This is a genomic window from Shumkonia mesophila, assembly GCF_026163695.1.
GTDB classification, from domain to species: Bacteria; Pseudomonadota; Alphaproteobacteria; order Rhodospirillales; family Shumkoniaceae; genus Shumkonia; species Shumkonia mesophila.
Map to the genome: position 1 here is coordinate 242,499 of NZ_JAOTID010000004.1, position 22,619 is coordinate 265,117.

General features: G+C 67.5%; 20 protein-coding genes. 10 read left to right on the plus strand and 10 right to left on the minus strand.

Annotated elements, in window-relative coordinates:
• Positions 1–32 precede the first annotated feature (32 nt).
• Complete coding sequence (rnd, locus tag ODR01_RS09360) at positions 33–1,193, plus strand: ribonuclease D (protein WP_316977373.1); 1,161 nt, start codon at positions 33–35, stop codon at positions 1,191–1,193.
• Positions 1,194–1,202: 9 nt separating this feature from the next.
• Here rnd and ODR01_RS09365 read toward each other — a convergent pair whose 3' ends face one another.
• On the minus strand, positions 1,203–2,723 hold the full coding sequence (locus tag ODR01_RS09365) for a Ppx/GppA phosphatase family protein (RefSeq protein ID WP_316977374.1): 1,521 nt from the start codon (positions 2,721–2,723) through the stop codon (positions 1,203–1,205).
• A gap of 130 nt (positions 2,724–2,853) precedes the next feature.
• Here ODR01_RS09365 and ODR01_RS09370 point away from each other — a divergent pair, with 130 nt between their 5' ends.
• The 5 genes from ODR01_RS09370 (at position 2,854) to ODR01_RS09390 (ending at position 9,784) form a co-directional block, all read left to right on the plus strand.
• Complete coding sequence (locus ODR01_RS09370) at positions 2,854–4,443, plus strand: CYTH and CHAD domain-containing protein (RefSeq protein WP_316977375.1); 1,590 nt, start codon at positions 2,854–2,856, stop codon at positions 4,441–4,443.
• Positions 4,437–5,072 carry a ParA family protein gene (locus ODR01_RS09375; RefSeq protein ID WP_316977376.1) on the plus strand — a complete coding sequence of 212 codons (636 nt, stop codon included), beginning with the start codon at positions 4,437–4,439 and terminating at the stop codon, positions 5,070–5,072. Before ODR01_RS09370 ends, ODR01_RS09375 begins: the two co-directional genes overlap by 7 nt.
• 224 nt (positions 5,073–5,296) lie before the next feature.
• Positions 5,297–6,922, plus strand: a complete 1,626-nt coding sequence (locus tag ODR01_RS09380) for a polyphosphate kinase (protein WP_316977377.1) — start codon at positions 5,297–5,299, stop codon at positions 6,920–6,922.
• Positions 6,919–9,237 carry a polyphosphate kinase 1 gene (gene ppk1 / locus ODR01_RS09385; RefSeq protein WP_316977378.1) on the plus strand — a complete coding sequence of 773 codons (2,319 nt, stop codon included), beginning with the start codon at positions 6,919–6,921 and terminating at the stop codon, positions 9,235–9,237. Before ODR01_RS09380 ends, ppk1 begins: the two co-directional genes overlap by 4 nt.
• A 31-nt stretch (positions 9,238–9,268) precedes the next feature.
• Positions 9,269–9,784 (plus strand): SixA phosphatase family protein, encoded by a 516-nt coding sequence (locus ODR01_RS09390; protein ID WP_316977379.1) that lies wholly within the window; start codon positions 9,269–9,271, stop codon positions 9,782–9,784.
• Between the two features lie 214 nt (positions 9,785–9,998).
• Here the strand turns inward: ODR01_RS09390 and ODR01_RS09395 are convergent, their stop codons facing one another.
• Positions 9,999–10,820 carry a MipA/OmpV family protein gene (locus tag ODR01_RS09395; RefSeq protein WP_316977380.1) on the minus strand — a complete coding sequence of 274 codons (822 nt, stop codon included), beginning with the start codon at positions 10,818–10,820 and terminating at the stop codon, positions 9,999–10,001.
• A 76-nt stretch (positions 10,821–10,896) separates the two neighbouring features.
• Between ODR01_RS09395 and ODR01_RS09400 the strand changes: the two genes are divergently transcribed.
• Positions 10,897–11,526: a TetR/AcrR family transcriptional regulator gene (locus ODR01_RS09400; protein ID WP_316977381.1), complete on the plus strand. Its 630-nt coding sequence runs from the start codon at positions 10,897–10,899 to the stop codon at positions 11,524–11,526.
• Between the two features lie 43 nt (positions 11,527–11,569).
• On the opposite strand, the gene ODR01_RS09405 is transcribed toward ODR01_RS09400, so the two are convergent.
• Together ODR01_RS09405 and ODR01_RS09410 are read right to left on the minus strand one after the other, a co-directional pair.
• A complete protein-coding gene (locus tag ODR01_RS09405) occupies positions 11,570–12,199 on the minus strand; it encodes a LysE family translocator (RefSeq protein WP_316977382.1) in 630 nt (209 codons plus the stop codon).
• A gap of 210 nt (positions 12,200–12,409) precedes the next feature.
• Positions 12,410–13,816 carry a UDP-N-acetylmuramate--L-alanine ligase gene (locus ODR01_RS09410; RefSeq protein ID WP_316977383.1) on the minus strand — a complete coding sequence of 469 codons (1,407 nt, stop codon included), beginning with the start codon at positions 13,814–13,816 and terminating at the stop codon, positions 12,410–12,412.
• A 78-nt stretch (positions 13,817–13,894) separates the two neighbouring features.
• On the opposite strand from ODR01_RS09410, the gene ODR01_RS09415 reads away from it, so the two are divergent.
• Together ODR01_RS09415 and ODR01_RS09420 are read left to right on the plus strand one after the other, a co-directional pair.
• Positions 13,895–14,731 (plus strand): LD-carboxypeptidase, encoded by an 837-nt coding sequence (locus ODR01_RS09415; RefSeq protein WP_316977384.1) that lies wholly within the window; start codon positions 13,895–13,897, stop codon positions 14,729–14,731.
• A 322-nt stretch (positions 14,732–15,053) separates the two neighbouring features.
• Positions 15,054–15,269: a dodecin family protein gene (locus tag ODR01_RS09420; protein ID WP_316977385.1), complete on the plus strand. Its 216-nt coding sequence runs from the start codon at positions 15,054–15,056 to the stop codon at positions 15,267–15,269.
• 51 nt (positions 15,270–15,320) lie between these two features.
• Here ODR01_RS09420 and ODR01_RS09425 read toward each other — a convergent pair whose 3' ends face one another.
• From ODR01_RS09425 to ODR01_RS09445, 5 genes are all read right to left on the minus strand, one after another.
• On the minus strand, positions 15,321–16,667 hold the full coding sequence (locus ODR01_RS09425) for a TRAP transporter large permease (protein ID WP_316977386.1): 1,347 nt from the start codon (positions 16,665–16,667) through the stop codon (positions 15,321–15,323).
• The gene (locus ODR01_RS09430; RefSeq protein WP_316977387.1) at positions 16,660–17,178 is read right to left on the minus strand and encodes a TRAP transporter small permease subunit; all 519 of its coding nucleotides are present in this window, start codon (positions 17,176–17,178) and stop codon (positions 16,660–16,662) included. Before ODR01_RS09430 ends, ODR01_RS09425 begins: the two co-directional genes overlap by 8 nt.
• A 232-nt stretch (positions 17,179–17,410) precedes the next feature.
• Positions 17,411–18,460: a TRAP transporter substrate-binding protein DctP gene (gene dctP / locus ODR01_RS09435; protein ID WP_316977388.1), complete on the minus strand. Its 1,050-nt coding sequence runs from the start codon at positions 18,458–18,460 to the stop codon at positions 17,411–17,413.
• A gap of 86 nt (positions 18,461–18,546) precedes the next feature.
• Positions 18,547–19,374 (minus strand): MBL fold metallo-hydrolase, encoded by an 828-nt coding sequence (locus ODR01_RS09440; RefSeq protein WP_316977389.1) that lies wholly within the window; start codon positions 19,372–19,374, stop codon positions 18,547–18,549.
• 14 nt (positions 19,375–19,388) lie between these two features.
• Positions 19,389–20,147 (minus strand): FadR/GntR family transcriptional regulator, encoded by a 759-nt coding sequence (locus ODR01_RS09445; protein ID WP_316977390.1) that lies wholly within the window; start codon positions 20,145–20,147, stop codon positions 19,389–19,391.
• A gap of 102 nt (positions 20,148–20,249) precedes the next feature.
• Here ODR01_RS09445 and ODR01_RS09450 point away from each other — a divergent pair, with 102 nt between their 5' ends.
• Positions 20,250–20,342 carry a dodecin domain-containing protein gene (locus ODR01_RS09450; protein WP_316977466.1) on the plus strand — a complete coding sequence of 31 codons (93 nt, stop codon included), beginning with the start codon at positions 20,250–20,252 and terminating at the stop codon, positions 20,340–20,342.
• 112 nt (positions 20,343–20,454) lie between these two features.
• On the opposite strand, the gene ODR01_RS09455 is transcribed toward ODR01_RS09450, so the two are convergent.
• On the minus strand, positions 20,455–22,572 hold the full coding sequence (locus ODR01_RS09455) for an ABC transporter permease (protein WP_316977391.1): 2,118 nt from the start codon (positions 22,570–22,572) through the stop codon (positions 20,455–20,457).
• Positions 22,573–22,619 lie beyond the last annotated feature (47 nt).

Consider the following 22,619-nt stretch of genomic DNA (forward strand, 5'->3'; position numbering starts at 1 on the left):
CGGCGCCAAGAAACCGTGTATAGCTCCGATTCATGACCCTGATATCCGATACCCGCGAGCTCGCCGCCTTCTGCGAGCGCATCGCCAAATCCCCCTTCGTTACCGTCGACACCGAGTTCATGCGCGAACGGACGTACTGGCCGAAGCTGTGCGTCGTTCAGCTGGGCGGCGCCGAGGAGGCCGCGGCCATCGACGCCCTGGCCGACGGCATCGATCTGGCCCCGGTGTTCGCGTTGATGGACGATCGCCAGCTCCTCAAGGTCTTTCACGCCGGCCGCCAGGACCTGGAAATCTTCTACCACCTGACCGGCAAGCTGCCGGAGCCCATCTTCGACACCCAGATCGCCGCCATGGTGTGCGGCTTCGGCGACGCCGCCGGCTACGAGACCCTGGTCACCAAGCTGACGCGGGCGCATCTGGACAAGGCCTCGCGGTTCACCGACTGGTCGGCCCGGCCGCTGACCGAGCGCCAGATCGCCTATGCGCTGGACGACGTCACCTATCTGCGCAAGGTTTACGAGAAGCTGGGCAAGAAGCTGGCCCAGAACGGCCGCGCCGAGTGGCTGGCCGAGGAAATCGTCACGCTGACCTCGCCCGAGACCTACGACCCCAATCCCGAGGAGGTGTTCCGCCGCATCAAGACGCGTTCGGCCAGCCCGCGGTATTTGGCCGTGCTGCGCGAGATCGCCGCCTGGCGGGAACTCGAGGCGCAAAGGCTGGACCTGCCGCGCAGCCACGTGCTGCGCGACGAATCCATGGTCGAGATTGCCCACCATATGCCGACGACGCCGGCCGAGCTGGCCCGGACCCGGGGGGTCGGCCGCCGTCTGGCCGAGGGATCGGCCGGGGCCGCCCTGCTGGCGGCGCTGGCCCGCGGCAAGGCCTTGGCGGAAAAGGACTGCCCGCAACCCATCGACCGGCCGGCCATGCCGAACGGCCTCGGCCCGGTGACCGATCTTCTGAAGGTGCTGCTGAAGATGAAGGCCGAGGAATCGGGCGCCGCGCAAAGGCTTGTGGCCTCGTCGGACGATCTCGACCTGATCGCCGCCTTCGGCGAGGAGGCGGACGTTCCGGCGCTGCGCGGCTGGCGCCGCGAAGTCTTCGGCAAGGACGCCCTGAAGCTGTGCCACGGCGAGATCGGCCTGGCGGTCAGGGGCAAGCGCCTGGACGTCATCGTCGTCGAGCCGGAGTGATTTCGGGGATTAATCCCCCGTCGCGATCCTGGCCTTCAATCCCGCCGTCTTGGCCAGTTGCGCCAATCGGCGCTCGATGGCTTCGCTCTGGAAAATGGCGTCGTCCTTCGGCAGCGCGAGGACGAGATCGTCCTTTGTGCGCCTGAGGCGCGTCTGCCCCAGCAGGCCGGGCGCGCCGCCCGACAACGTATGGGCAAGCAGAAGGGCAAGGCCGGTCGTCACCGCCGCCGCCTGCGCCGCCTCGCCGACCAGGGGAAGCACGGGGGCGACCAGCGGATCGCCGACGATGCCGCCATAGCGCGCATAGATGGCCAGCGCCAGCCAGGCGCGGTCGTTGTGGGTCAGTCCGGCGAAGGGCAGACGCAGGACGCGATGGAAGGCGTTCTCCGGCCTGTAATCGGGGTGCACGCTCCAGGCGATGTCGCTGACCAGGCAGGCGGCCAGGCGCAGCCGGGCGTGGCGGGGCGAGTCGTCGTCGAAAAGCGGCGCCATCCAAGCCAGAATCTCCTCGCCGTGGGCGCTGAACCGCCCGTTGCGTTCGGCGTGCCCCAGGCATCCCGCGATCAAGGGGTCCTGATGGCGCATGTCTTTCGGCAGGCACTCCAGCATGCGGCCCTCGCGCATGCCGAACCCCGAGAACACCAGCCGGGCCGGCCGCACCATGGCGATCAGCTTTTCCAAAACCAGGGCAGCCAGCGGCAGGGCCTCCAGGCGGCGGCGCGACACGAAGGACATGCGCCCGACCGAACCGGCGCTCTGGTGCGCCACGACGTCCAGCAGCCGCCCCGCCTCGGCGCCGTCGACCGCGAAATTGTCGATGACGTGGAGCGGCCAATCGAGCTGGTGAAGGAAGACGCGCGCGACGCTGCGCCAGGCGCCGCCGCCGGCGTAAAGATCCCTTCCCCGCCCCTCCTTCAGCCAGGGCGCCGTCTCCAGATGGGAAGCCACCAGATCGGCCGTCTTGCCGCGGCCGCCCCCCGCCTGCGACAGGCGCAGGTGGCCGAGCGGCAGCGTCGCCGTCGCCCCGAAGGAGCCCTTGTCCAGCGCCACCAGGTCCAGGCTGCCGCCGCCCAGGTCGCCCAGAATGCCGTCGGCGTCGGGAACGCCGCTCAGCACGCCCAGCGCCGCCAGCTGGGCCTCCTTGGCGCCGTCAATGACGTCGACCGGATGGCTGAAACGCCGCTCGATCTCGGCTGCGAACCTGGCCCCGTCGGCGGCCTCGCGGACTGCCGCCGTCGCCACCAGTTCGAGGCGCTCCACGCCCATGGCGTGGGCCAGCGGAATGAACCGCCCCAGGGCCCGGAACGCCGCCTCGACGCCCTTGGGGTAGAGCCGCCCGCTCTCGTTCAGCCCGCGCCCCAGCTCGCACTGGGCCTTTTCGTTGAACAAGGGGAACGGCAGCCGGGCCGGCACCTCGTAGACGACCAGGCGGATGGTGTTGGAGCCGATGTCGATGACCCCGATCCGCCCGGCCGCGCCCGCCTTCCCGGCGGCCGCCGCCTTGGCCCGCGCCTTACGCGATTTCGTCACATTCCGTCCTTTGCACGTGTCGCAAATTCCCCCTATGGTGTACTTGGCCTGGGGGTGGATGTCGACCCTGTCGCGGGCATTCTTGCCGCGAGACCGGGCATGGCCGGAAGCCCTCCGGCAGGCAGCAGCCGTGACCCGCCAGGATCCCGCGATGGAGCAGCCGACCACCCTCCGCTTGGAAATCAGCCCCGACGACGCGGCCCGCCTGCTCCATCATCCCGCCGTCGCCGGCCCGTCCCCGGCCCGGCCGGCCACCCGCCGGACGGGCGGCGTCTTTTTCGACACCGCGGACCGCCAATTGGGGTCGGCCGGGGTCACGCTGGAAGTGCGGTCGGCCGGACGGCGCCATGTCCAGGTCGTGCGAGCAGAGGGCGCGACGATCGACGGCGCGCGCGCCAACCGCGCCTGGGAGAACCCGCTGCCGTCCGCCGAGCCCGATCCGTCCGCCATCGCCGACACCGACCTGCGCCGGCTGGTCACGCCGCTGCCGGGCATGCGCCTGGAACCCATCCTCAGCCTCGACTTTCGCCGCACCACCCGCCGCCTGGTGCCCGAGGACGGCCAGGAAATCCTGCTCGCCGTCCGCAACGGCCGGGCGTCGGGCGGCGCGGCCGACCAACCGGTCTGCGAGGTGGAGCTTTCCCAGAAGGCCGGTCCGCCGTCCCGCCTCTTCGACCTGGCCCGGGCTATCCTGGCCGACGTGCCGCTGCGGGTGACGACCGAGGCCCTGGAAACGCGGCTCCTGCGCCAGGCGGCGGGCGAAACGCCGGCGTGGCGCAAGGCCGTGCCGCTCGACCTGCCGGCCGAGGCGTCCGTCGAAGAGGCCCTCGCGCTCATTTTCGGCCATTGCCTCGACCACCTGACCGACAACGAACCGGCGACGCGGTTGGGCGACCACCCGGAGGGCGTGCACCAGATGCGCGTCGCGTTGCGCCGCCTGCGCTCGGCGCTGCGCGTCTTCCGCCCGATCCTGCCCGCCGACCAGTACCGCTGGCTCGACGAGGAGACGCGCTGGCTGACCCAGAGCCTGGGCGATGCCCGCGACCTCGACGTCTTCGAGGACGAGATCGTCGGTCCGGTCGCCGCCGCCTTCCCCGACGAACCGGCCTTCGCCGCCCTGTCCGCCCGCCTTGCCACCCGCCGCCGGCAGGCCCGCGCCGCCGCGCGCCAGGCCATCGAAAGCGGGCGCTTCACCCGCCTGCTTCTCGACGTCGGGGCGTGGATGGCGGCGCGGGCCTGGCGCAACCAGCCGGTCAGCGAAACGGCGTCCCAACTTTTCCAGCCGATCACCGGACTGGCTACCCCCCTGTTGTCGGCCCGCTTCAAGAAGGTGCGCAAGAAGGGCCGGCGGTTCGCCTCCCTCACGGCCGCCGAACGCCACAGGCTGCGCATCGCGGTCAAGAAGCTGCGCTACGCCACCGACTTCTTCAGCTCGCTTTACGGCCGCAAGCGGGTGCGCGCCTTCATCTCGACGCTCCAGAAGCTGCAGGACGGCCTGGGCTACATGAACGACGTGACGGTGGCCCGCACCCTGATCGAGCGGCTGGAGAAGGATGCCGGCGAGGCGGCGCCGGCGATCCGCCAGGCCGGGGCCATCCTTTTGGGCTGGCATACCCATGCCGCCGCCGGGGCCGCCGTGACGCTGGGCGCCGACGTCGAAAACCTGCTCGCCGGCAAGCCGTTCTGGCTGACCGCTCGTGACGAGGAGACGCCATGCTGAGCGTGCTGGTGTGCAATCCGAAAGGCGGCTGCGGCAAGACGACGATAGCCACCAACCTGGCCGCCGCCTTCGCCCACATGGGCTTCGTCACCGCCTTGGCCGACTGCGACCGCCAGAAATCGGCCTGCCACTGGGTGGCCCGCCGGCCATCGGGCGTGCCCGACGTCACCGGGCTCGACTGGACCAAGGAGGTGACGGGCGTGCCCGACGCCATCGAGCGCCTGGTCATCGACGCCCCGGCCGCCATCCGGCGGCGCGACGTGCGCGAACTGATCGCCGAAGCCAACGTCATCGTCGTGCCCGTCCTGCCGTCGTCGTTCGACGAGGCGACGAGCCGCAAGTTCCTGGCGGTTCTCGACAAATTGAAGCCGATCCGCAACAATAAGCGGGCGGTCGCCGTCGTCGGCAACCGCGTGCGGGCGCGGACGGCGGCGGCCGGGCAACTGGACGAGTTCCTCGCCACCCTGCGCCACGACGTCGTGACCCGTCTTCGCGACACCCAGGCGTACCCGGCGGCAGCGGCGGCGGGAACGAGCGTTTTCGATATGACCGCCCGCCGCTTCGAGCCGCTGATCGCGGAGTGGCAGCCGCTGTTGCGGTTCATCGTCGATCAGGCGCGCGGAAGGTAGGTTATTCGTTCCCTCTCCGCCCCTTTTGGGGGGAAAGGTTTCTAATTCCGTCATTCCGGGGCGTCCGCAGGACGAACCCGGAATCCAGACGGAAGCGCCGCAGCCTGTGGTCCCTGGATTCCCGCGTTCGCGGGAATGACGGAAGAAGGGAAAAATGACGACAGGGAAAAAGCAGTTGCCGATGACGATGTAAGAGACGGGACCGGCTGAACCAGGAACCTGGCATGTTCGAAGCGGCGGAACTGGGCAATACCATCGACAAGGCCACCTTCCAGGAGCAGGTGCCGCTGCTGCGCACCCAGTTGCTGGAGGTCCAGCAGCGGCTGCGCCATGCCAATTTCCCGGTGCTGCTGGTCTTCGCCGGGGTCGACGGCGCCGGCAAGAGCGAAACCGCCAACCTGGTCAACGAGTGGATGGACCCGCGCTGGATCATCACGCGGGCCTATGGCGAGCCCTCCGACGAGGAGAAGGAGCGGCCGGCCTTCTGGCGCTATTGGCGGGACCTGCCGCCGCGCGGCGTCATCGGCTGCTTCCTGTCGTCGTGGTATTCCCAGCCGGTGCTGGACCACGTACACGGCCGCCGCTCGGACGCCGAGCTGGATGCCGACCTCGATCGCATCGTCAACTTCGAACGCGGGCTGGCCAACGACGGCGCGCTGATCCTGAAATTCTGGATGCACCTCGGCCGCGAAGCACAGAAACAGCGATTCGAGGCGCTCGAAGCCGATCCGTTGACCCGCTGGCGGGTCACCAAGGCCGACTGGGACCACTGGCGGATGTACGACCAGTTCATCGCCACCGCCGAGCACACCATCATGCGCACCAGCGTCGGCCAGGCGCCGTGGCAGATCGTCGAAGGGGCCGATTTCCGCTATCGCAGCCTGACGGTGGGCAAGCTCATCAAGGACGGAATCGAACGGCGGATGGCGGAATTCGAGATGGCCCAGCGGGTGGCGGCGGAAATCGCGCTGGAGGAAACCTCGGCCCGCAAGCCCGACAAAGCGCCCCGCAAGGGAAACGGCAAGGAGAAAAAGCCGGCCGCCGCCAACGGCAGGGACACCATCGTGCTGGCGCCCAGCGTGTCGATCCTCTCGAAGCTCGACATGAACCAGGCCTTGAGCCGCAAGGAATACGACGAAAAGCTCGAAACCTATCAGGGCCGGCTGAACCGGCTGTCGCGCGAGGCCCACCAGCGCGGCGTTTCCTCCATCCTGGTCTTCGAGGGATGGGACGCCGCCGGCAAAGGCGGCGCGATCCGGCGCATCACCGCGGCGCTCGATGCCCGCAACACCCAGGTCATCCCCATCGCGGTTCCCAGCGACGAGGAAAAGGCCCATCACCACCTGTGGCGCTTCTGGCGCCACCTGTCCCGAGCCGGCCGCCAGACCATCTTCGATCGCAGCTGGTACGGCCGCGTGCTGGTGGAGCGGATCGAGGGCTTCGCCACCGAAGCCGAATGGATGCGCGGTTATGCGGAAATTAACGATTTCGAGGAACAATTGGTCGGACACGGCATTGTTCTGGTCAAATACTGGATGCACATCACCAAGGACGAACAGCTTCGGCGCTTCAAAAGGCGGCAAAAGATCTCATATAAGCAGTGGAAGCTGACCGACGAAGACTGGCGCAACCGCGAAAAGTGGGATCTTTACGAGCAGGCCGTCAATGACATGATCGCCCGCACCAGCACCTCCGTTTCGCCGTGGACGCTGGTCGAGGCCAACAGCAAGCGGTTCTCCCGGATCAAGACGATCGCCACCTATTGCGACAAACTCGAGGAAGCGTTGGGCCGTGCCCGCGGGGACAACGAGGAGCCGGCGGCCCTGCCCCGGAAGATGAGGAGCCGATGAGCCTGCCATCGAACACGAAGGCGGCAGCCGCCGACGTGATGGATCTCGACGATCTCGACGAGTTCGACGACGCCGTCCTCGACCCGCAGGACGCCGCGCCCGAGGAGGCGCCGCCGCCGTTGCCGCTGGACGACACCCCCGCCGCCGTCCCCGGCACCGGACCCGACCTGGCGTCCGCGGAGTTCGCCATTCCCCGCAACCTGCGCTCGCCGAAGCTGTTTTTGAACCGCGAGTTGACGTGGCTGACCTTCAATCGCCGCGTCCTCAACGAGGCCCGCGACCCGAGGACGCCGCTGCTGGAGCGGGTCAAGTTCCTGGCCATCGCCGACATGACGACCGACGAGTTCATCATGAAGCGGATCGGCGGCTTGAAGCAGCAGGTGGGCGCCGGCCTGCACCGTCGCACCATGGACGGCCGCACGCCGCACCAGCAGATCGACGAATGCCTGGCCGAGATCGCCAGGATCGAGGTCGAGAAGCGCGCCATCTATCTCGAACTGGTCAACGACCTGTGGCGCCACGGCATCCGCATCCTCGGCTACAACAAGCTGACGCGGACCGAGCGCCGCCAGGTGCGCGAATACTATCTGAAGAACATCTTCCCGCTGGTGACGCCGCTGGCCATGGACCCGGCCCACCCCTTCCCGCACCTCTCCAACCTGTCCCTGAACCTGCTGGCCAAGCTGCATCAGGACGCCGAGAACGAATCCATCATGGCCCGCGTCAAGGTGCCGGTGGGCTCGGGCGTGCCGCGCTTCCTGCGGATCGGCGACGACACCCGGTTCGTGCCCCTCGAGGAGGTGATGGCGCACAACCTCGACCTCCTGTTCCCGGACCGCAAGATCGAGAGCTGCGAGATCTTCCGCGTCATCAGGAACGCCAACACCGAAAAGAACGAGGAGCACGCCGACGACCTTTTGGACCTGATCGAGACCGAACTGCGCGACCGCAAGTTCGCCCCCATCGTCAGGCTACAGACGCAGAAGGGCATCGACCCGGTGCACAAGGGCATGCTGGCCGCCGAACTGGGCCTCGACGAGGACAAGGACGTGTCCGAGTCCGACGTCATGATCGGCCTGCGCGACCTGATGGAACTGGCGACGCTCGACATCCCGGAACTGCGCGATCCCGTGCACCGGCCCATCGACAACGTCTTCCTCCAGGAGCCGCGCAACATCTTCCACATCATCCGCGAGAACGGATCGATCCTGCTCCATCACCCCTACGAATCGTTCTCGACCTCGGTCGAGCGCTTCATGCGCGAAGCCAGCCGCGACCCCAAGGTGCTGGCCATCAAGATGACGCTCTATCGCACCTCGGCCGGCACCTCGATCATCGACTACCTGGCCGACGCCGCGCGCAACGGCAAGCAGGTGGCGGTGGTGGTCGAACTCAAGGCCCGCTTCGACGAGGCCGCCAACATCCGCTGGGCCAGCCAGCTCGAAGAAGTGGGCGTCCATGTGACGTACGGCGTGGTGGGGCTCAAGACCCACGCCAAGGCCATCCTGGTGGTGCGCCGCGATTACAACGGCCTCCGGCGCTATGCCCACATCGGCACCGGCAACTATCACGCCGGCAACGCGCGGGTTTACGCCGATTTGGGCCTGCTGACGGCCGAGGAGAACGCGGGGCACGACCTGACCGAGCTGTTCAATTATCTCACCACCGGCTGCAAGCCGGCCCGCCAGTACCGCCGCATCCTGACGGCGCCGAAGATGATGAAGAAGGGCTTGCTCGATCGCATCCACCGCGAGATCGCGGTGCATCAGGCGCAAGGCGGCGGCGGGCTCATTCGCCTCAAGACCAACGCGCTGGAGGACGTGCAGATCGTCCAGGCGCTCTACAAGGCCTCGCAGGCCGGGGTGAAGTGCGAGCTTCTGGTGCGCGACACCTGCCGGCTGGTGCCCGGCGTGCCGGGACTTTCGGAAAACATCAGCGTGGTTTCCATCGTCGGCCGCTTCCTGGAGCACGCCCGCATCTACTACTTCAGGAACGGCGGCGCGGAGGAATTCTTCATCGGCTCGGCCGACCTCATGCGGCGCAACCTCAAAAGCCGGGTCGAGATCCTGATCCCCATCGAGGTGCCGGCCCATCAGCGCGAACTGCAGGCCATCCTCGACGTGCAGTTGGCCGACCAGCGCAGCGCCTGGGACATGCGGCCCGACGGCGGCTATGTGCAACGGCGCCCCGAATCGCGCCAGCGCGTCGTCGGCTGCCAACAGGCCCTGATCGCCGCCGCCGAAAAGCGCCACACCGAAGCCAACCGCCTGCGCAAGCGCAAACTGAAGGGGATCGCCAGGCGCGCCGCTTCGTGAGCGCTGCCGCCGGCCCGAAAGGACCGCGGAGATGAAGACGATCTATCTGCTGCGTCACGCCAAGTCGACCGCCAAGGACGCGCCCTTGGCCGACATCGACCGCCCGCTCTCCGAGCGCGGCGAGGCCGACGCCAAGGCCATGGCCGACTACCTGGCCCAGGCGGGAATCGCACCCGCCCTGGTGCTGTGCTCGTCGGCGAGGCGGGCCCGCGACACCCTGGACGGCGTGCTTCCCGGCCTCGGCCGCAAGCCGGTCCCCATCCTCGAGGACGGCCTCTATCATGCCGACGCCAGCGGCCTCCTGCGCCGCCTCTCGGAGGTCGACGACGCCATCCCCTCGGTCATGCTGGTCGGCCACAACCCGGCCATGGAGGACCTGGCCCGCAAGCTTGCCGACGGCGGCGACCCGGTGGCCTTGGAGCGCCTGACCGCCAAGTTCCCGACCGGGGCCTTGGCGGTGCTGGAAACCGACGCCGCCGCCTGGCGCGACATCAAGTCGGGCCGGGCTCTCCTCACCGCCTTCGTCTGCCCGCGCGATTTGGATTAGCCGCGGTGGTCAACCACAGAGGCACAGAGACACAGAGAAGAAAAAGAAAAAATACTGAACCACAGAGAACACAGAGAAATACACAGAGAAATAGAATTTTGAGCTGGCGCCAACAGCGCTTTCATTTTTTTTCCGTAAATCTCGGTGTTGAATCTTTTTTCTCTGTGTCTCTGAGGTGAATCCTTATTATTCCGGGGCGCACGAAGCGCGAGACTCAGAACCGGTAGCTGAGCGACACGCCCACCGAGACCTGGTCGGCCGAGCCGTCGCCATCGACCAGCGGGCTGTCGGCGGCATCGCCGAGCAGGCGGGAATAGCCGATGCGCCCGCCGAGGCCGACGTCCTTCATCACCTCGTATTCGAGGCCCAGCGTCAGCCCGACGTTCTTGATGCCCGCTTCGGCCTCGTACGCGGCCCGCCCGCTGCGGGCCGCCTGGGCCGCCGAGATGCCGAAGAAGCTCTGCATATAGTCGTCGCTGGCCCAGGTCGTGGACGCCGTGAGGCTGGCCTTGAGGCCGGGGGCAATGGCCAAGCCATAGCCGACGGAGGCCTCAGCCAGCGCGCCGTCGTGGCCGTCGGCCACGTCCTGGGCGAGGGTCAGCCCGGCCGACCACGGCCCGGCGCCGTAGCGCAGGAACGCCCCCGCCTCGATGCTGTAATCGACGTCGCCCAGGCCGCGCAGCGCCTCGTTGTCGTCCTGGTCGCGGCCGGGCCCGAAGCGCACCAGCGGGCCCAATTGCAGCCTGTCGCCCTCGCGCGGCCCCTTCACGGTGAGCACGTTGGCGCCCAGTTCCATGCGGCGGAAGTACACCAGGTCGCGGTAGCTGACGCTGAGATCCGGCATCACGTCGACGTCGTAATCGTCCGACCCTTCGTAATCCGGCTTGAATCCGGTCCCCAGCCCCACCGAAACCTTCCAATCCGAACCGGCGGCGGCGGGTGCGCCGTCCTCGGCGGCGGCGGGGAAAGCATAACCGAGGGTGGCGGCGGCCAGGACGGCGGCCAGGATCGGGGTCGGGTTCACGTAATGGGGCATCTCGTTCATTCTCCTTGCGCTCAATGGTGGAAAAGATAGTCTTCGGCGCGACGCCGCCACAACTCGCATACGGACCATGCCCCCTCGCAAAGCCAAGCTCCCCGCCCGGCCCCGGAAAATCCCGCTCCAGGAGCGGTCCCGCAACACGGTGGACGTGATCGTCGAGGCCGCCACTCGCATTCTGTTCAGGGAGGGAGCCGACGCCCTTTCCACCAACCGCATCGCCGAGGTGGCGGGGGTCAGCGTCGGCTCGCTCTATCAGTACTTCCCGAACAGGGAGGCCATCGTGACCGCGCTGATGGAGCGGCTGTCCGATGTCGTCAGCACCGCCTTCGGCGCCCTTCCGGCCATCGGCGGCGACGCCCCGCTGGCCGGGCTGATCGCCGAACGGGTCGCCATCCTGGTGAGGATCGCCATGGAGGACTTCCCGACCGGGCTCGAGACTTTCGGCCCGCCGCCGAAGGAACTCGTGGGCCCCATCCTCAGCACCGTCGAGGCCGAGATCCGCCGCGTCATCGAGGCTCGCCCCAAGGAGGTCGCCGTCGCCGACCCGGCGCTCGCCGCCGTGGTCTGCACCGCCGCCACGCGAGGCGTGCTGGTCGCCGCCCGCCAGCGCAGGATAACCGCCCCGCCCGAAACCGTCGCGGCCGAACTGACCGCGCTCATCGTGCGCTACCTGAGCGGCCGCTCGCCTGACCGCGACTGAGTGGCTTCGTCTCTGTGGCGATCATTGTGCTTGTTTCGGCCCCTTAAGCCGTCCCCTTGCGCCACAGCGCCGCCAGCAGGCCGGCGCCGATCAGGAAGCCGCCGCCGACGCGGTTGACGGCGCGACGGATCGACGGCTTGCGGACGGCGCCCCCGGCCGCCGAGGCCATGAGCGCGTAGGCGGTGGCGTTCAAGCCCGCCAGCACCAGCAGGCTCGCCCCCATGATCGCCACCTGGGGGGCGAACGGCCGGGCGGCATCCACGAACTGCGGCAGGAAGGCCACGTAAAAGACGATGCTCTTGGGGTTCGTCGCGGTCACCGCGAAGGCGTGGGCGAACATACGCAGCGGGCGCGCCGCCGGTCGGGTCGACGCCGCCGCCCCGTCGGCGACCGGGGCCCGCCACAGCCTGACGCCAAGATAGACCAGATAGGCCGCGCCCACCCACTTGAGCGCGGTGAAGAGGGCGGCGGAAGCCGCCAGCAGCACGCCCATGCCCAGCAGCGAGGCGGTCATCGCCACGCCGTCGCCGAGCACAACGCCGGCCACCGTGGCCAGCGCGGTCCGCCGGCCGTGGCCCAGCGCGTAGGAGACAACCAGCAGCACCGTCGGCCCGGGAATGGCCAGCATGACGGCGGAGGCGGAGGCGAAGGCGATCCACAGGTCAAACGACATGGGCGGGCTCCTGGGCGGTTGCGCTTCGATCAATCCACAGCGGCGGCGCAAAGGCAACAGGGGATGGGGTTGTCTCTCCGCATGGTCTCCCCCTCTCCGCCCCCTTGGGGGGGAGAGGGCCGGGGAGAGGTGGGGAACTCCACGGCGGCGGCAAGGCCCACCTCACCCGGCGCTTCGCGCCACCCTCTCCCCCCTTTAGGGCGGAGAGGGTCAGGCGGCCGGGGCGAGTTGGGCGAGCAGGCCCTGGGCGAAGGTGGCGAGGGTGTCGTCCCTGGCCCCCATGACGACCATGCGATCGCCCGGCCGGGCCAGGGCCAGCAGTTCCTCGCCGCAGGCTTGGCGGGCCGGAAAGAAACGGGCGTCGCGGCCGCGCGCCTTCACGCCCTCGACGATGTCGGTGCTGGTCACGGCCCGTTCCACCGTGCCGCCGTAATAGACGGGGTCGGGCATGATCAGCACGTCCCCGGGATTGAGATGCCCGGCGAAGCAGGAAATGAAGCCGTCCTTCATCAGCCTGAGCGGCCCGAAGCCGTGCGGCTGGAAGAGGACCAGCAGCCGGCCGGGGAATTCGTGCAGCGTTTCGAGCGTGGCGGCGATCTTGTCGGGGTTGTGGCCGAAGTCGTCGATGACGGTGACGCCGCCGGCCCGTCCGACGATTTCCAGCCTGCGGCGGATGCCGGCGAACTCGGCCATCCCGGCCGCCGCCTCCGAAAGCGCCATGCCGCAGGCCTTGGCGGTGGCCAGCGCGGCCAGCGCGTTGGCGACGTTGTGGCGGCCCGGCACCTTAAGCGACACCGGCACCGGCGAACCGCCCGCCTCGCGCACGGTGAAGCCGATGCCCTCGGGGGCCGGCCGGATGTCGGCGGCCACCAGGTCGGCGGCGGGGTTGCCGAGCGAATAGGTGAGCCGGCGGGAGGCCGGCACGTCGGCCGCCAGCCGGGCCGTCTCGTCGTTGTCGAGGTTGAGCACGGCCATGCCGGCCTTGGCGGTGAAGTCGGAAAACAGCCGGCGCAGTTCCTCCATCGACTTGTGGTCGAGGGCGATGTTGTTGATGGCGGCGATCTTCGGCGTATAGCGGGCGATGGAGCCGTCGCTTTCGTCCACTTCGGCGACGAAGGGCTCGCCGTCCCCCACCAGGGCGCTGGCGAACGGCAGGTCGGGGGTGACGAAATTGCGCATCACGGCGCCGTTCATCACCGTCGGCCGGCGCCCGGCCCGGTGCAGCAGCCAGCCGACCATTCCCGTCGTCGTAGACTTGCCGCTGGTGCCGGCGATGCCGATGGAAAGCGGCGCCGAATTGAAGAGTTCGGCCAGCAGCTCGGCCCGCGTCATCAGGGCGGCACCCTCCCGGCGCGCGGCCTGGACGTCGGGCACGGTTTCTTCCACCGCGGCCGAGGTGACGACGATGGTGTCTTGCCCGATCGGGCCGCTGCCGTCCTGGGGATAGAGGGCGATGCCGCGCGCGCGCAAAAAGTCGAACTTGGCTGCCGTGCGGCCCTGGTCGAGCGCGCGGTCCGAGCCGGCCACGACATGGCCGCGGCTCTGGACGATGAGGGCCAGGGGCAGCATGCCGCTGCCGCCGATGCCGCAAAAGAAATAGAGCCTGTCCCGGCGCATGGGCGGAAGCTACAATCCGGGCGCCGCGCGTGGCAAGCAGGGAATGGGAGGGGACGAGCGTTGTCCCGGGTTTCGCGGATGAAAATCGGCATCGTGGCGCCGGGCGGCCGTCTGTCGCCCGAGATCCCCGACAAGGTGCTGGCGCTCGCCGCCGCGATGTACCCCGACCCCGGCCGGCGGCCGGACATCGTCTTTCATCCGCAGTGCTTCGAAACTTCGGGCCATTTCGCCGGCAACGACGCCGCACGGGCGCGGGCTTTCCTGGAAATCGCCAATGACGAGGGGATCGACGCGGTGTGGATGGGGCGCGGCGGCTATGGCGCGTTCCGCCTCATCGAGACGGTGCTGCCCCGCCTGACGGCCGCCGCCAAGGCCAAGATCTTCATGGGCTACAGCGACGCCGGCGCCCTGCTCGGGGCGCTTTATGGCGCCGGCATCGGCCGCGTGGCTCACGGGCCGATGCCGGCCGACCTCGGCCGCGACGGCGGCGAGGCGGCGGTGCGCCGGGCACTGGCCTTCCTGATCGACGGCGACGCGGGCGCGCTGGAGCCCAGCGTGGCGCCAGGCACGCCGACGGCGGCCTTCAACATCACCATCCTCGCCCATCTCGTCGGTACGCCCTACCTTCCCGACCTCGCCCATCACGTGCTGATGCTGGAAGAGGTGGCCGAGCCGATGTATCGCATCGACCGGGCGCTCGGGCAGATCGCCAGCGCGCCGGCCATCGGGCGGCTGGCCGGCATCCGGCTCGGCCGCTGCGGCGGCATCCCGGCCAACGATCCCGACTTCGGCCAGGGCGAGGAAGAGGTCGCCCGCTTCTGGTGCGACCGCGCCGGCATCCCCTACCTGGGCCGCGCCGACATCGGCCACGACACCGCCAACAAGGTGGTCCCCTTCGGGCTGTGGCGGCCGTAGGTTGCGTGCAGCCCCCTTCCCTCGCTCTTTCTTCATCGTCATTCCGGGGCGCGCATCGCGCGAACCCGGAATCCAGTGCGAGTGACGGAGCGGTTATCCTGGATTCCCGCATTCGCGGGAATGACGAAGAGTTCGGAAGCCACGCCGTCTCTCTTGTCATCGCGAACACGACGCCGGGAACCGTCGGCGGCGGTCGGCGGTTGTGCTATCCTTGAACCCTTCCTGAAACGAGAACAGCCGGGCATCACCGGCGGAGGCGGGGCCGCGCGACGGGGCGCGGCGTCAAGCAAGCATCGAGGCATCGCAAGCGAAGGAGAAGGCCATGACGGAAAGCGTCTACAAGGTCGTGGAGCTCGTCGGCTCCAGCACCGAATCCTGGGAAAAGGCCGCCAAGGCCGCCATCGCCCAGGCCGGCCAAAGCCTGCGCGACCTGCGCGTGGCGACGGTGGACGAGCAGGACATGAAGATCGAGGACGGCAAGATCACCGCCTACCGGGTGCGCCTGAAACTCTCCTTCAAGCTCGAAGGCGGCAAGTAGCGCCAGGCGCAAAGCGCGCGCCCGGGGACCGCCCTCCGCCGTGGCGTCGGCCTACTTCGCAGGACCGTTCATCTGGGCCGGCAGCCAGGTGATGATCTCGGGGAAGATCGTGCACAGCACCAGCGTCACCATGATGATGCCGACAAACGGAAGGACACCCCTGATGATCTCGGCCATGGTCAGGCCCAACTCCTTGGGCGCCGTGCCCTTGAGCACGAAGATCGACATCGCCATCGGCGGCGTCTGAAAGGCCATCTGCAGGTTGAGGCAGATCATCATGCCCGCCCACAGCGGGTCGAAGCCCAGCTGTTCGAGGATGGGCGTGAAGATCGGCACGATGATGAAGACGATGCCGATCCACTCGATGAACATGCCGAGTGCGAAGACGATGCCCATGATCATCGCGAAGGCGCCCCACTTGCCACCCGGCACCGCCATGATCATGTCGGCCACCACGTCGCCCGAGCCGGCGTTCATGAAGATGCCGACGAAGGCGTAGCAGAGCGCGGCGATCATCACCACGAACGCGGAAACGCGAAGCGTCTCGATGGAGGCGTGCTTGATCAGGTCCCAGCTGAACTTTCCATAGAACACGGCGAGCAGGATGGAGGCCAGGCAGCCGACGGCGGCGGCCTCGGTGGGCGGCGCGATGCCAAGGAAGATGGTACCCAGCACCGCCACCATGAGGGCGACCGGCGGCACCAGCGACTTCAGCAGGCCGATCAACTTGCCGGCGCTGAAGGGGGTCATCTGGACTTCCGGGATGGCCGGGCCGAGCGCCGGGTTGAGCCAGCAGCGGGCCGTCACGTAGATCATGTAGAAGGCCGACAGCAGGAGCCCCGGGAACACGGCTGCCATGAACATCTGGCCGATCGACAGGCCGGCCTGCGGCCCGTAGACCACCAGCATGATGGAAGGCGGAATCAGGATGCCCAGCGTGCCGGTGGCGACGATGGTACCGGCGGCCAGCGACTTGTCGTAGCCGCGCTGGACCATGGGGGCGAGGGCGACGAGCGTCAGGATGGTCACCGAGGCGGCAATGACGCCCAGGCAGGCGGCCAAAATGGTGCCGAAGATGATGGTGACCAGCAGCAGCCCGCCCCTGAGCCGTCCCAGGGCCTCGTAGAGGCTTTGGTAAAGGTCCTTGGTGATGCCGGAATGTTGCAGCACGACGCCCATGAAGGTGAACAGCGGCACCGCCAGGTAGGGATAATTGAGCGACAGGTCGTAGAAGCGGCCGTAGAGGATGTGGAAGGTGGTGTTCGTGCCGAATTGCAGGATGCCGACGAAGAAGGCGACGGAACCGATGACGAAGGCGATCGGGAAGCCGGTCAGCACGAGGACGAAGACGCCGCCCAGCATGAGGACGGCGACGGTTTCCGGGCTGAACTCAATCATGGGCGTCCCCTCCGGCCAGGAGGTTGACGTCGCGGATGAAGCGGGCGACGCCCTGGAGAACCAGCAGCAGCAGGCCGACGGCGACCAGCGTGCGGTAGGGGGCGGCCGGCGGATACCAGAAGCTGTTGAACATCACCTCGTCGATGCGCCACGCCCGGATCGACCAGCGGATAGCCTCCCACAGCAGCACGCCCATCAGCGGGAAGAAGAAGACGAGCGAGCAGACGATGTTGAGCGCCGCCTGCCGCCGCGGCGAAAGGCGGCTGTAGAGGAGGTCGACGCGGATGTGGGAGTCCTTGAGGTAGGTGTAGGAGGCGCCGAGCAGGTAGACGGCACCGCCCGCCATGCACAGCGAATCATAGGCCCAGATGGTGGGGGCGCCGAAGAAATGGCGCGAGATCGTCTCATACGATCCGATGAGGACAAGGAGAAAAGCAAACCACTTTCCGAAAGCGCCCGAGGCTTCGCTCAGGCGGTCTATGTATCGTGGCAGTTTCAGTAAGGTGGACATGCTTCTCTCCTTGCCGTCCCGGCTTTCTTTTCTTGGCGGCATGACGTCATCGAACCGAGCAAAGTTTCCCTCTCCGCCCTGGAGGGGGGAGAGGGTGGCGCAAAGCGCCGGGTAAGGTGGGCTGGCCTCAGGCTTCCCCACCTCACCCCGGCCCTCTCCCCCCGATGGGGCGGAGAGGGTCTCCTGCGCCCGAACGCACCGATGTCATCACGCCATGTCTTGCTGACTCGGCTTACTTGATCGCGTTGTACGCCACGCCGAAGGTCTTCATGGAGTCGTAGATCTCCTTGAAGATCGGCTTCTCGGACTTCGATTTCTCGGCGTAGAACTTGTCGGCCTCGGCCAGCAGCGCCTCGTCGATGTCCTTGGGCACGCGCAGCACCTCGTTGCCGGCGGCGCGGAACTTCTCGACCGCCTTCAGCGACTCGACGACCAGATACTCGTGCTGGTCCTGGGTGTGCTTGGCGACCTCGGCGGCGACGATTTCCCGAAGGTCTTCGGGCAGCTTGGCCCAGGCGTCCTTGTTGACGTAGAAGACCTGCGGATCGCTGGGCGCGCGGGTCGAAGACAGGTAGACGTACTTCGCCACCTCGTTGAAGTGCATGGTCCAGTTCGACGCCAGCGTGGAATATTCGAAGGCGTCGATGGTGCCGCGCTGCATCGCCTCGAACAGCTCGCCGCCGGGGATGATGACGGTGGCGGCGCCCAGGCGCTTGAAGATTTCGCCGCCGTCGCCCATGCAGCGGGCCTTCAGCCCCTTGATGCTCTGCATGCCTTCGAGCTTGACCTTGGAATGGAAGAAGACCTCTTCCGGCAGCGGCGACAGGGCGCCGGGGAAGGTCATGACGTTGTAGCCTTCCATCATCTTGTTCATGAGGTCGGCACCGCCGGCGAAATCGAACCAGCTGCGCAGCGCCTCGCCCGGCAACGCGCCCGGCCGCGAGCTGATGAGGCCGGCGGACTTCCACTTGTCCAGGTTGTACATCGGGCAGGTGTAGGCCATCTGCAGGACGTTGTCGTGAATGGCGTCCACTTCCTTGTAGGCGGGAACGATCGAGCCGCCGACGAAGGGCTTCACCGTCAGGCGGCCGCCCGAGGCCTTGGTGATCGCCTGGCAGCACTTGTCATGGTAGATCTGCGAGGGATCGGAGGCCGGGCCGTGGCCCGACGACTTCCAGGTGATCGTCTTTTCGGCCGCCTTGGCCGAGCCGATGAACGGCGCGGCCAGCGGAACGGCCACGGCGGCGGCGGTCAGACCCAGAAATTTCTTTCGCGTCAACATCTTGCATTTCCTCCTTGTGTGCCTGTTCTACGTTTCTTTCCTGCCGGGGGGTGGATGTCCCGCGGCAAGCACGCGCGTGGCCGCCCCTAGTCGAGGATGAGGGCGGTTCCCGTCCCGTTGCGGTAGTAGCGGTTGTCGAAGGCCGCCAGGCGGTCCATGGCGGCGGCACCGGTGCAGTGGGAAGCCCCGATGACGGCAATCTCCTTCTGCTTCAGGTACTGGATGGTCAGCGCCAGGCTGTCGGGCGAGGCCTCGACGAGGTGGGTGCCCCCGATCACCGCATGGATCGGCCGGCCCAGCCGCTCGGCGGCGGCGTCCAGCATGTTCTTGACGCCCGGGTGCGAACAGCCGAGCACGGCGATCAGCCCCCTGGGCGTATCGACGGCCAGCATCACCTCGTCGGCGAAGGTATCCTCGACGAAGACGCCCCCCACCCGCACCTTGAAGCGCGGGTTCACCCGCTCGTCGGGATGGCGGCGCGGAAAATCGGTAAGCGCATGAACACCGGGCGCCACCTCGCGGACCGGCTCGGTCAGCGTCGTGTGGGCGATCCCGTTCTCGGCCAGCCATTGGGCGTCGAAATCATTGCCCAGGAACTCGCAGGCGGCACCGAGGTCGCCGTACTTGTCGTCGAAGAATCCCGGGCCGGTCGCCACCCCGAACCCCGAGGCACAGGCCGCCAGCGCGCGCAGCCCGCCGGAGTGGTCGTAGTGGCCGTGGCTCAGCACCACCAGGCGCACCTCCGAAAGGTCGATGCGCAGCTTGGCGGCGTTCAGCACGATGGCATCGCTCTGCCCGGTGTCGAACAACAGGCGGTCCCGGCCGGTGTCGATGTGGAAAGAAAGGCCGTGCTCGTGGACGAGGCCCTTGTGCTCTCCCAATGAATCTTCGACCAGGGTGGTGATGCGCAGCATGATGGCTCCGGGGTTTACCGCCGACCGTCGGTGGCGGACGATTTCTTGATGTCGCGGATGGCGTTGCGCAGGTGGGTGGCCATGTGCTCCCTGGCCGCTTCGGCATCGCCGGACTTGACCGCTTCCAGCACCAGGCCGTGCTCGCCGACCGTCTTTTCCATGCGGCCGGGGGTGTGGAAGCTGGAGATCCAGTCGTCGATCAGGGACGTGGTCATCGTGCGGATCAGGGCGGCCAGCACCTTGTTGTGGGTGGCCCGGGCCAGCAGCTTGTGAAAGTCGCGGTCGCACTGGATGGTTTCGGCGGTGAGCCCGAGGCGGGCGTTGCGTACGAAGCCGGCGTGCGCCTTCTCAAGCTGGGCGACGTCCTCGGGCGTGGCGGCCAGGGCGGCCAGGCGGGCCGCCTGCGGCTCGACGATCAGGCGGACCTCGAAATGCTCCTGCAACGATTGGTCGTTGTTCCTGAGCCAATCGACGAAGCCCTCGAAGGGATGGGCGTCGGTCTTGACGATGAAGATGCCCTTGCCGTGGGCGACCGACAGCTGGCCGATGACTTCGAGGATGCGCACGGCCTCGCGCACCGAGGAGCGGCTGATCCCGAGCTTGGCGGTGAGCTCGTTTTCCGAATAGAACTTGGCGCCCGGCGCAAAACCGTCGTCGACGATCATCTGCTTGATGGCGTCCACCACGCTTTCGGAGAGTCTGACCTTCTTGACCGGCCCCACGCCGTCTCCCCCTGGCTTTCCCGCCGCGCGCGCCGCGCCCGCGGCAGCCATCCGCCAACTTGCCTACTCATCAGACAAGTTGATTATGATATACGATAACGTTTCCGTCAACGGAGCGTCTCGGCTCGACGTCGGCAACAGGCCGTGGCGACGATGGACGAGCAGGACATGAAAATCGAGGACGGCAAGATCACCGCCTACCGGGTACGCCTGAAACTCTCCTTCAAGCTCGAAGGCGGGAAGTAGGGGACGGAGGCGAGGGAGCCCGAAACGGGAAGCCGCAAAAATTGGCTGCGTGTGGCCATAGTGCCGTCGGCTCGCATCATGCGGCGATACTGATCGTTGGCACAAATACAGCTTACTCGTAGCGTAGCGCCTCGATGGGATTGAGCCCGGCTGCCTTGCGGGCCGGATAATAGCCGAAGAAGACGCCTATGGCGGCGGCAAACAGGAACCCCCCGGCGATGGCAGTCGGCGAGACAGGCGTGGACCAGCTAGAAATGGCCGAGATGGCGGCGGCAAATGCGATCCCCATGGCGATTCCAGCAATCCCGCCGCTGACGCTGAGAAAAACGGCTTCCGCAAGGAACTGGAGAAGGACGTGCCGCCGTCTGGCGCCGATAGCCATCCGAAGGCCGATCTCGCGCGTTCGCTCGGTGACCGAGACGAGCAGGATGTTCATGATGCCGATGCCGCCGACCAGGAGCGAGATCGAGGCCACGGCGGCCAGCAGAAGCGCCATGATCCGTCCGCTCCTCTCGGCCGTCTCGACGAACTGACTGAGGTTGCGCACGTCGAAGTCCCTGACACCGCCTGCTGCGATGCGATGGCGGCGTTCCAGCATCTCGATCACTTGTGAAATGGCTGCTTGAACCTGCTGCGGACTCGCCGCCTGGACAAAGATCATGTTGGCAAAGCCGGTGAGGCGCGCCTGCAGATCGTACGGATTGGGCGGCGGCAGATAGGGCCAGTTGAGGGGCGTCTCCTGCCGGTTTGGTGCCGCGACACCCAGAACCTTGCGTTCAGCCGTCGCGAACGGCGTCATGACAAGGTCGTCCTGATCCTGGCCAAGAGGCGATTGGCCCTTGGCGGCGAGAACGCCGACCACGCGCAGCGGCACGCCCTTGACCTGGATGACAGTGCCGAGCGGATTCTCGCCAACCCGGAAAAGCTGGCGGTACACCGTCTCCCCGATAACGGCGATGAGATCCGCCCTGCGGTCGTCCTCGGCCGTAAGACCGCGGCCGGCGGCGATCCGCCAGTTGGTGATCCGCGGATAGTCGTTGCTGACGCCTTGAATGCTGGTCGTCCAGTTGCGGCCCGCGTACTGGACCTGCCCCTGCTGCCGGATGACGTAACCGACCTGGCCGACCGCGGGAGCCTCCCGGCGGATCGCCAGCGCATCTCCGACCGTCAACGTGCTGGCACTGCCGAAGCCTCCACGGACGCCGCCCAGCGTGGAAGCGCCAGGCAGGATCACCACGACGTTGGTGCCGAGGCTCTCGATTTGCTCGCGCACCGCCTCGTTGGCGCCTTCCCCCACGGCGACCATGACGATCAGGGCGGCGACGCCGATGAAAACGCCCAGCATGGTAAGCGCCGAGCGCATCTTGTTGCGGCCGAGCGCCTGGGCGGCGGTGGCGAGAATCATCGATCCGAAGGCCCACAAGCCTGCCGCGGGAACCACCGGAGGCCCATCTTCTTCGGACATCCCAAGGAGCGGAACACGCCCAGGACCCGCCGGGGGCATCGGCGCGACCAGCGGGCGCCCGGGCTCGGCGATCCGTTCGTCGGAGACGACATTGCCGTCGCGCATGGTCACGATGCGATCGGCATAGGCGGCGATATCGGCCTCGTGTGTGACGAGGACGACGGTAACACCGTGCTCGCGGTTGAGGGAAACCAGCGTTTCCATGATTTCATGGGATGTCCTGGTGTCGAGGTTGCCGGTCGGTTCATCGGCAAGCAACAGGCCCGGCCCGTTGATCAGCGCGCGCGCGATGGCGACGCGCTGTTGCTGGCCGCCCGAGAGTTGGCCCGGCGTGTTGCGCTCGCGCCCGCCAAGGCCGAGGAACCCCAGCATCGCACGTGCCCGCTCCAGGCGCGCCCGCCGGCGGACCGGTCCTGAAACCGCATAATAGAGCGGCAGGCCGACGTTCTCGACGGCGCTGGCCCTGGCGAGTAGGTTGAAGCTTTGGAACACGAAGCCGAGGCGTTCGCCCCGGATACGCGCCAAGTCCGGTTCGCGGAGCGCCGCCACGTCGATGCCCTCGAAGAAATAATGGCCGCTGGTCGGCTGATCGAGACAGCCGAGGATCGCCATTAGCGTCGACTTGCCGGACCCCGAGGCCCCCATGATGGCCACGAACTCGCCTTTCTCGACCACCAGGCTGACGCCGGCCAGCGCCTGCACCTCCTGGTCGCCGACCATGAAGGCACGCGTCACATTCTCGACCTTGAGGACGGGTTCCGGCATGCCAATACCTATGCGCATATCAACGACCCGCACGGAAACGCAGCCGC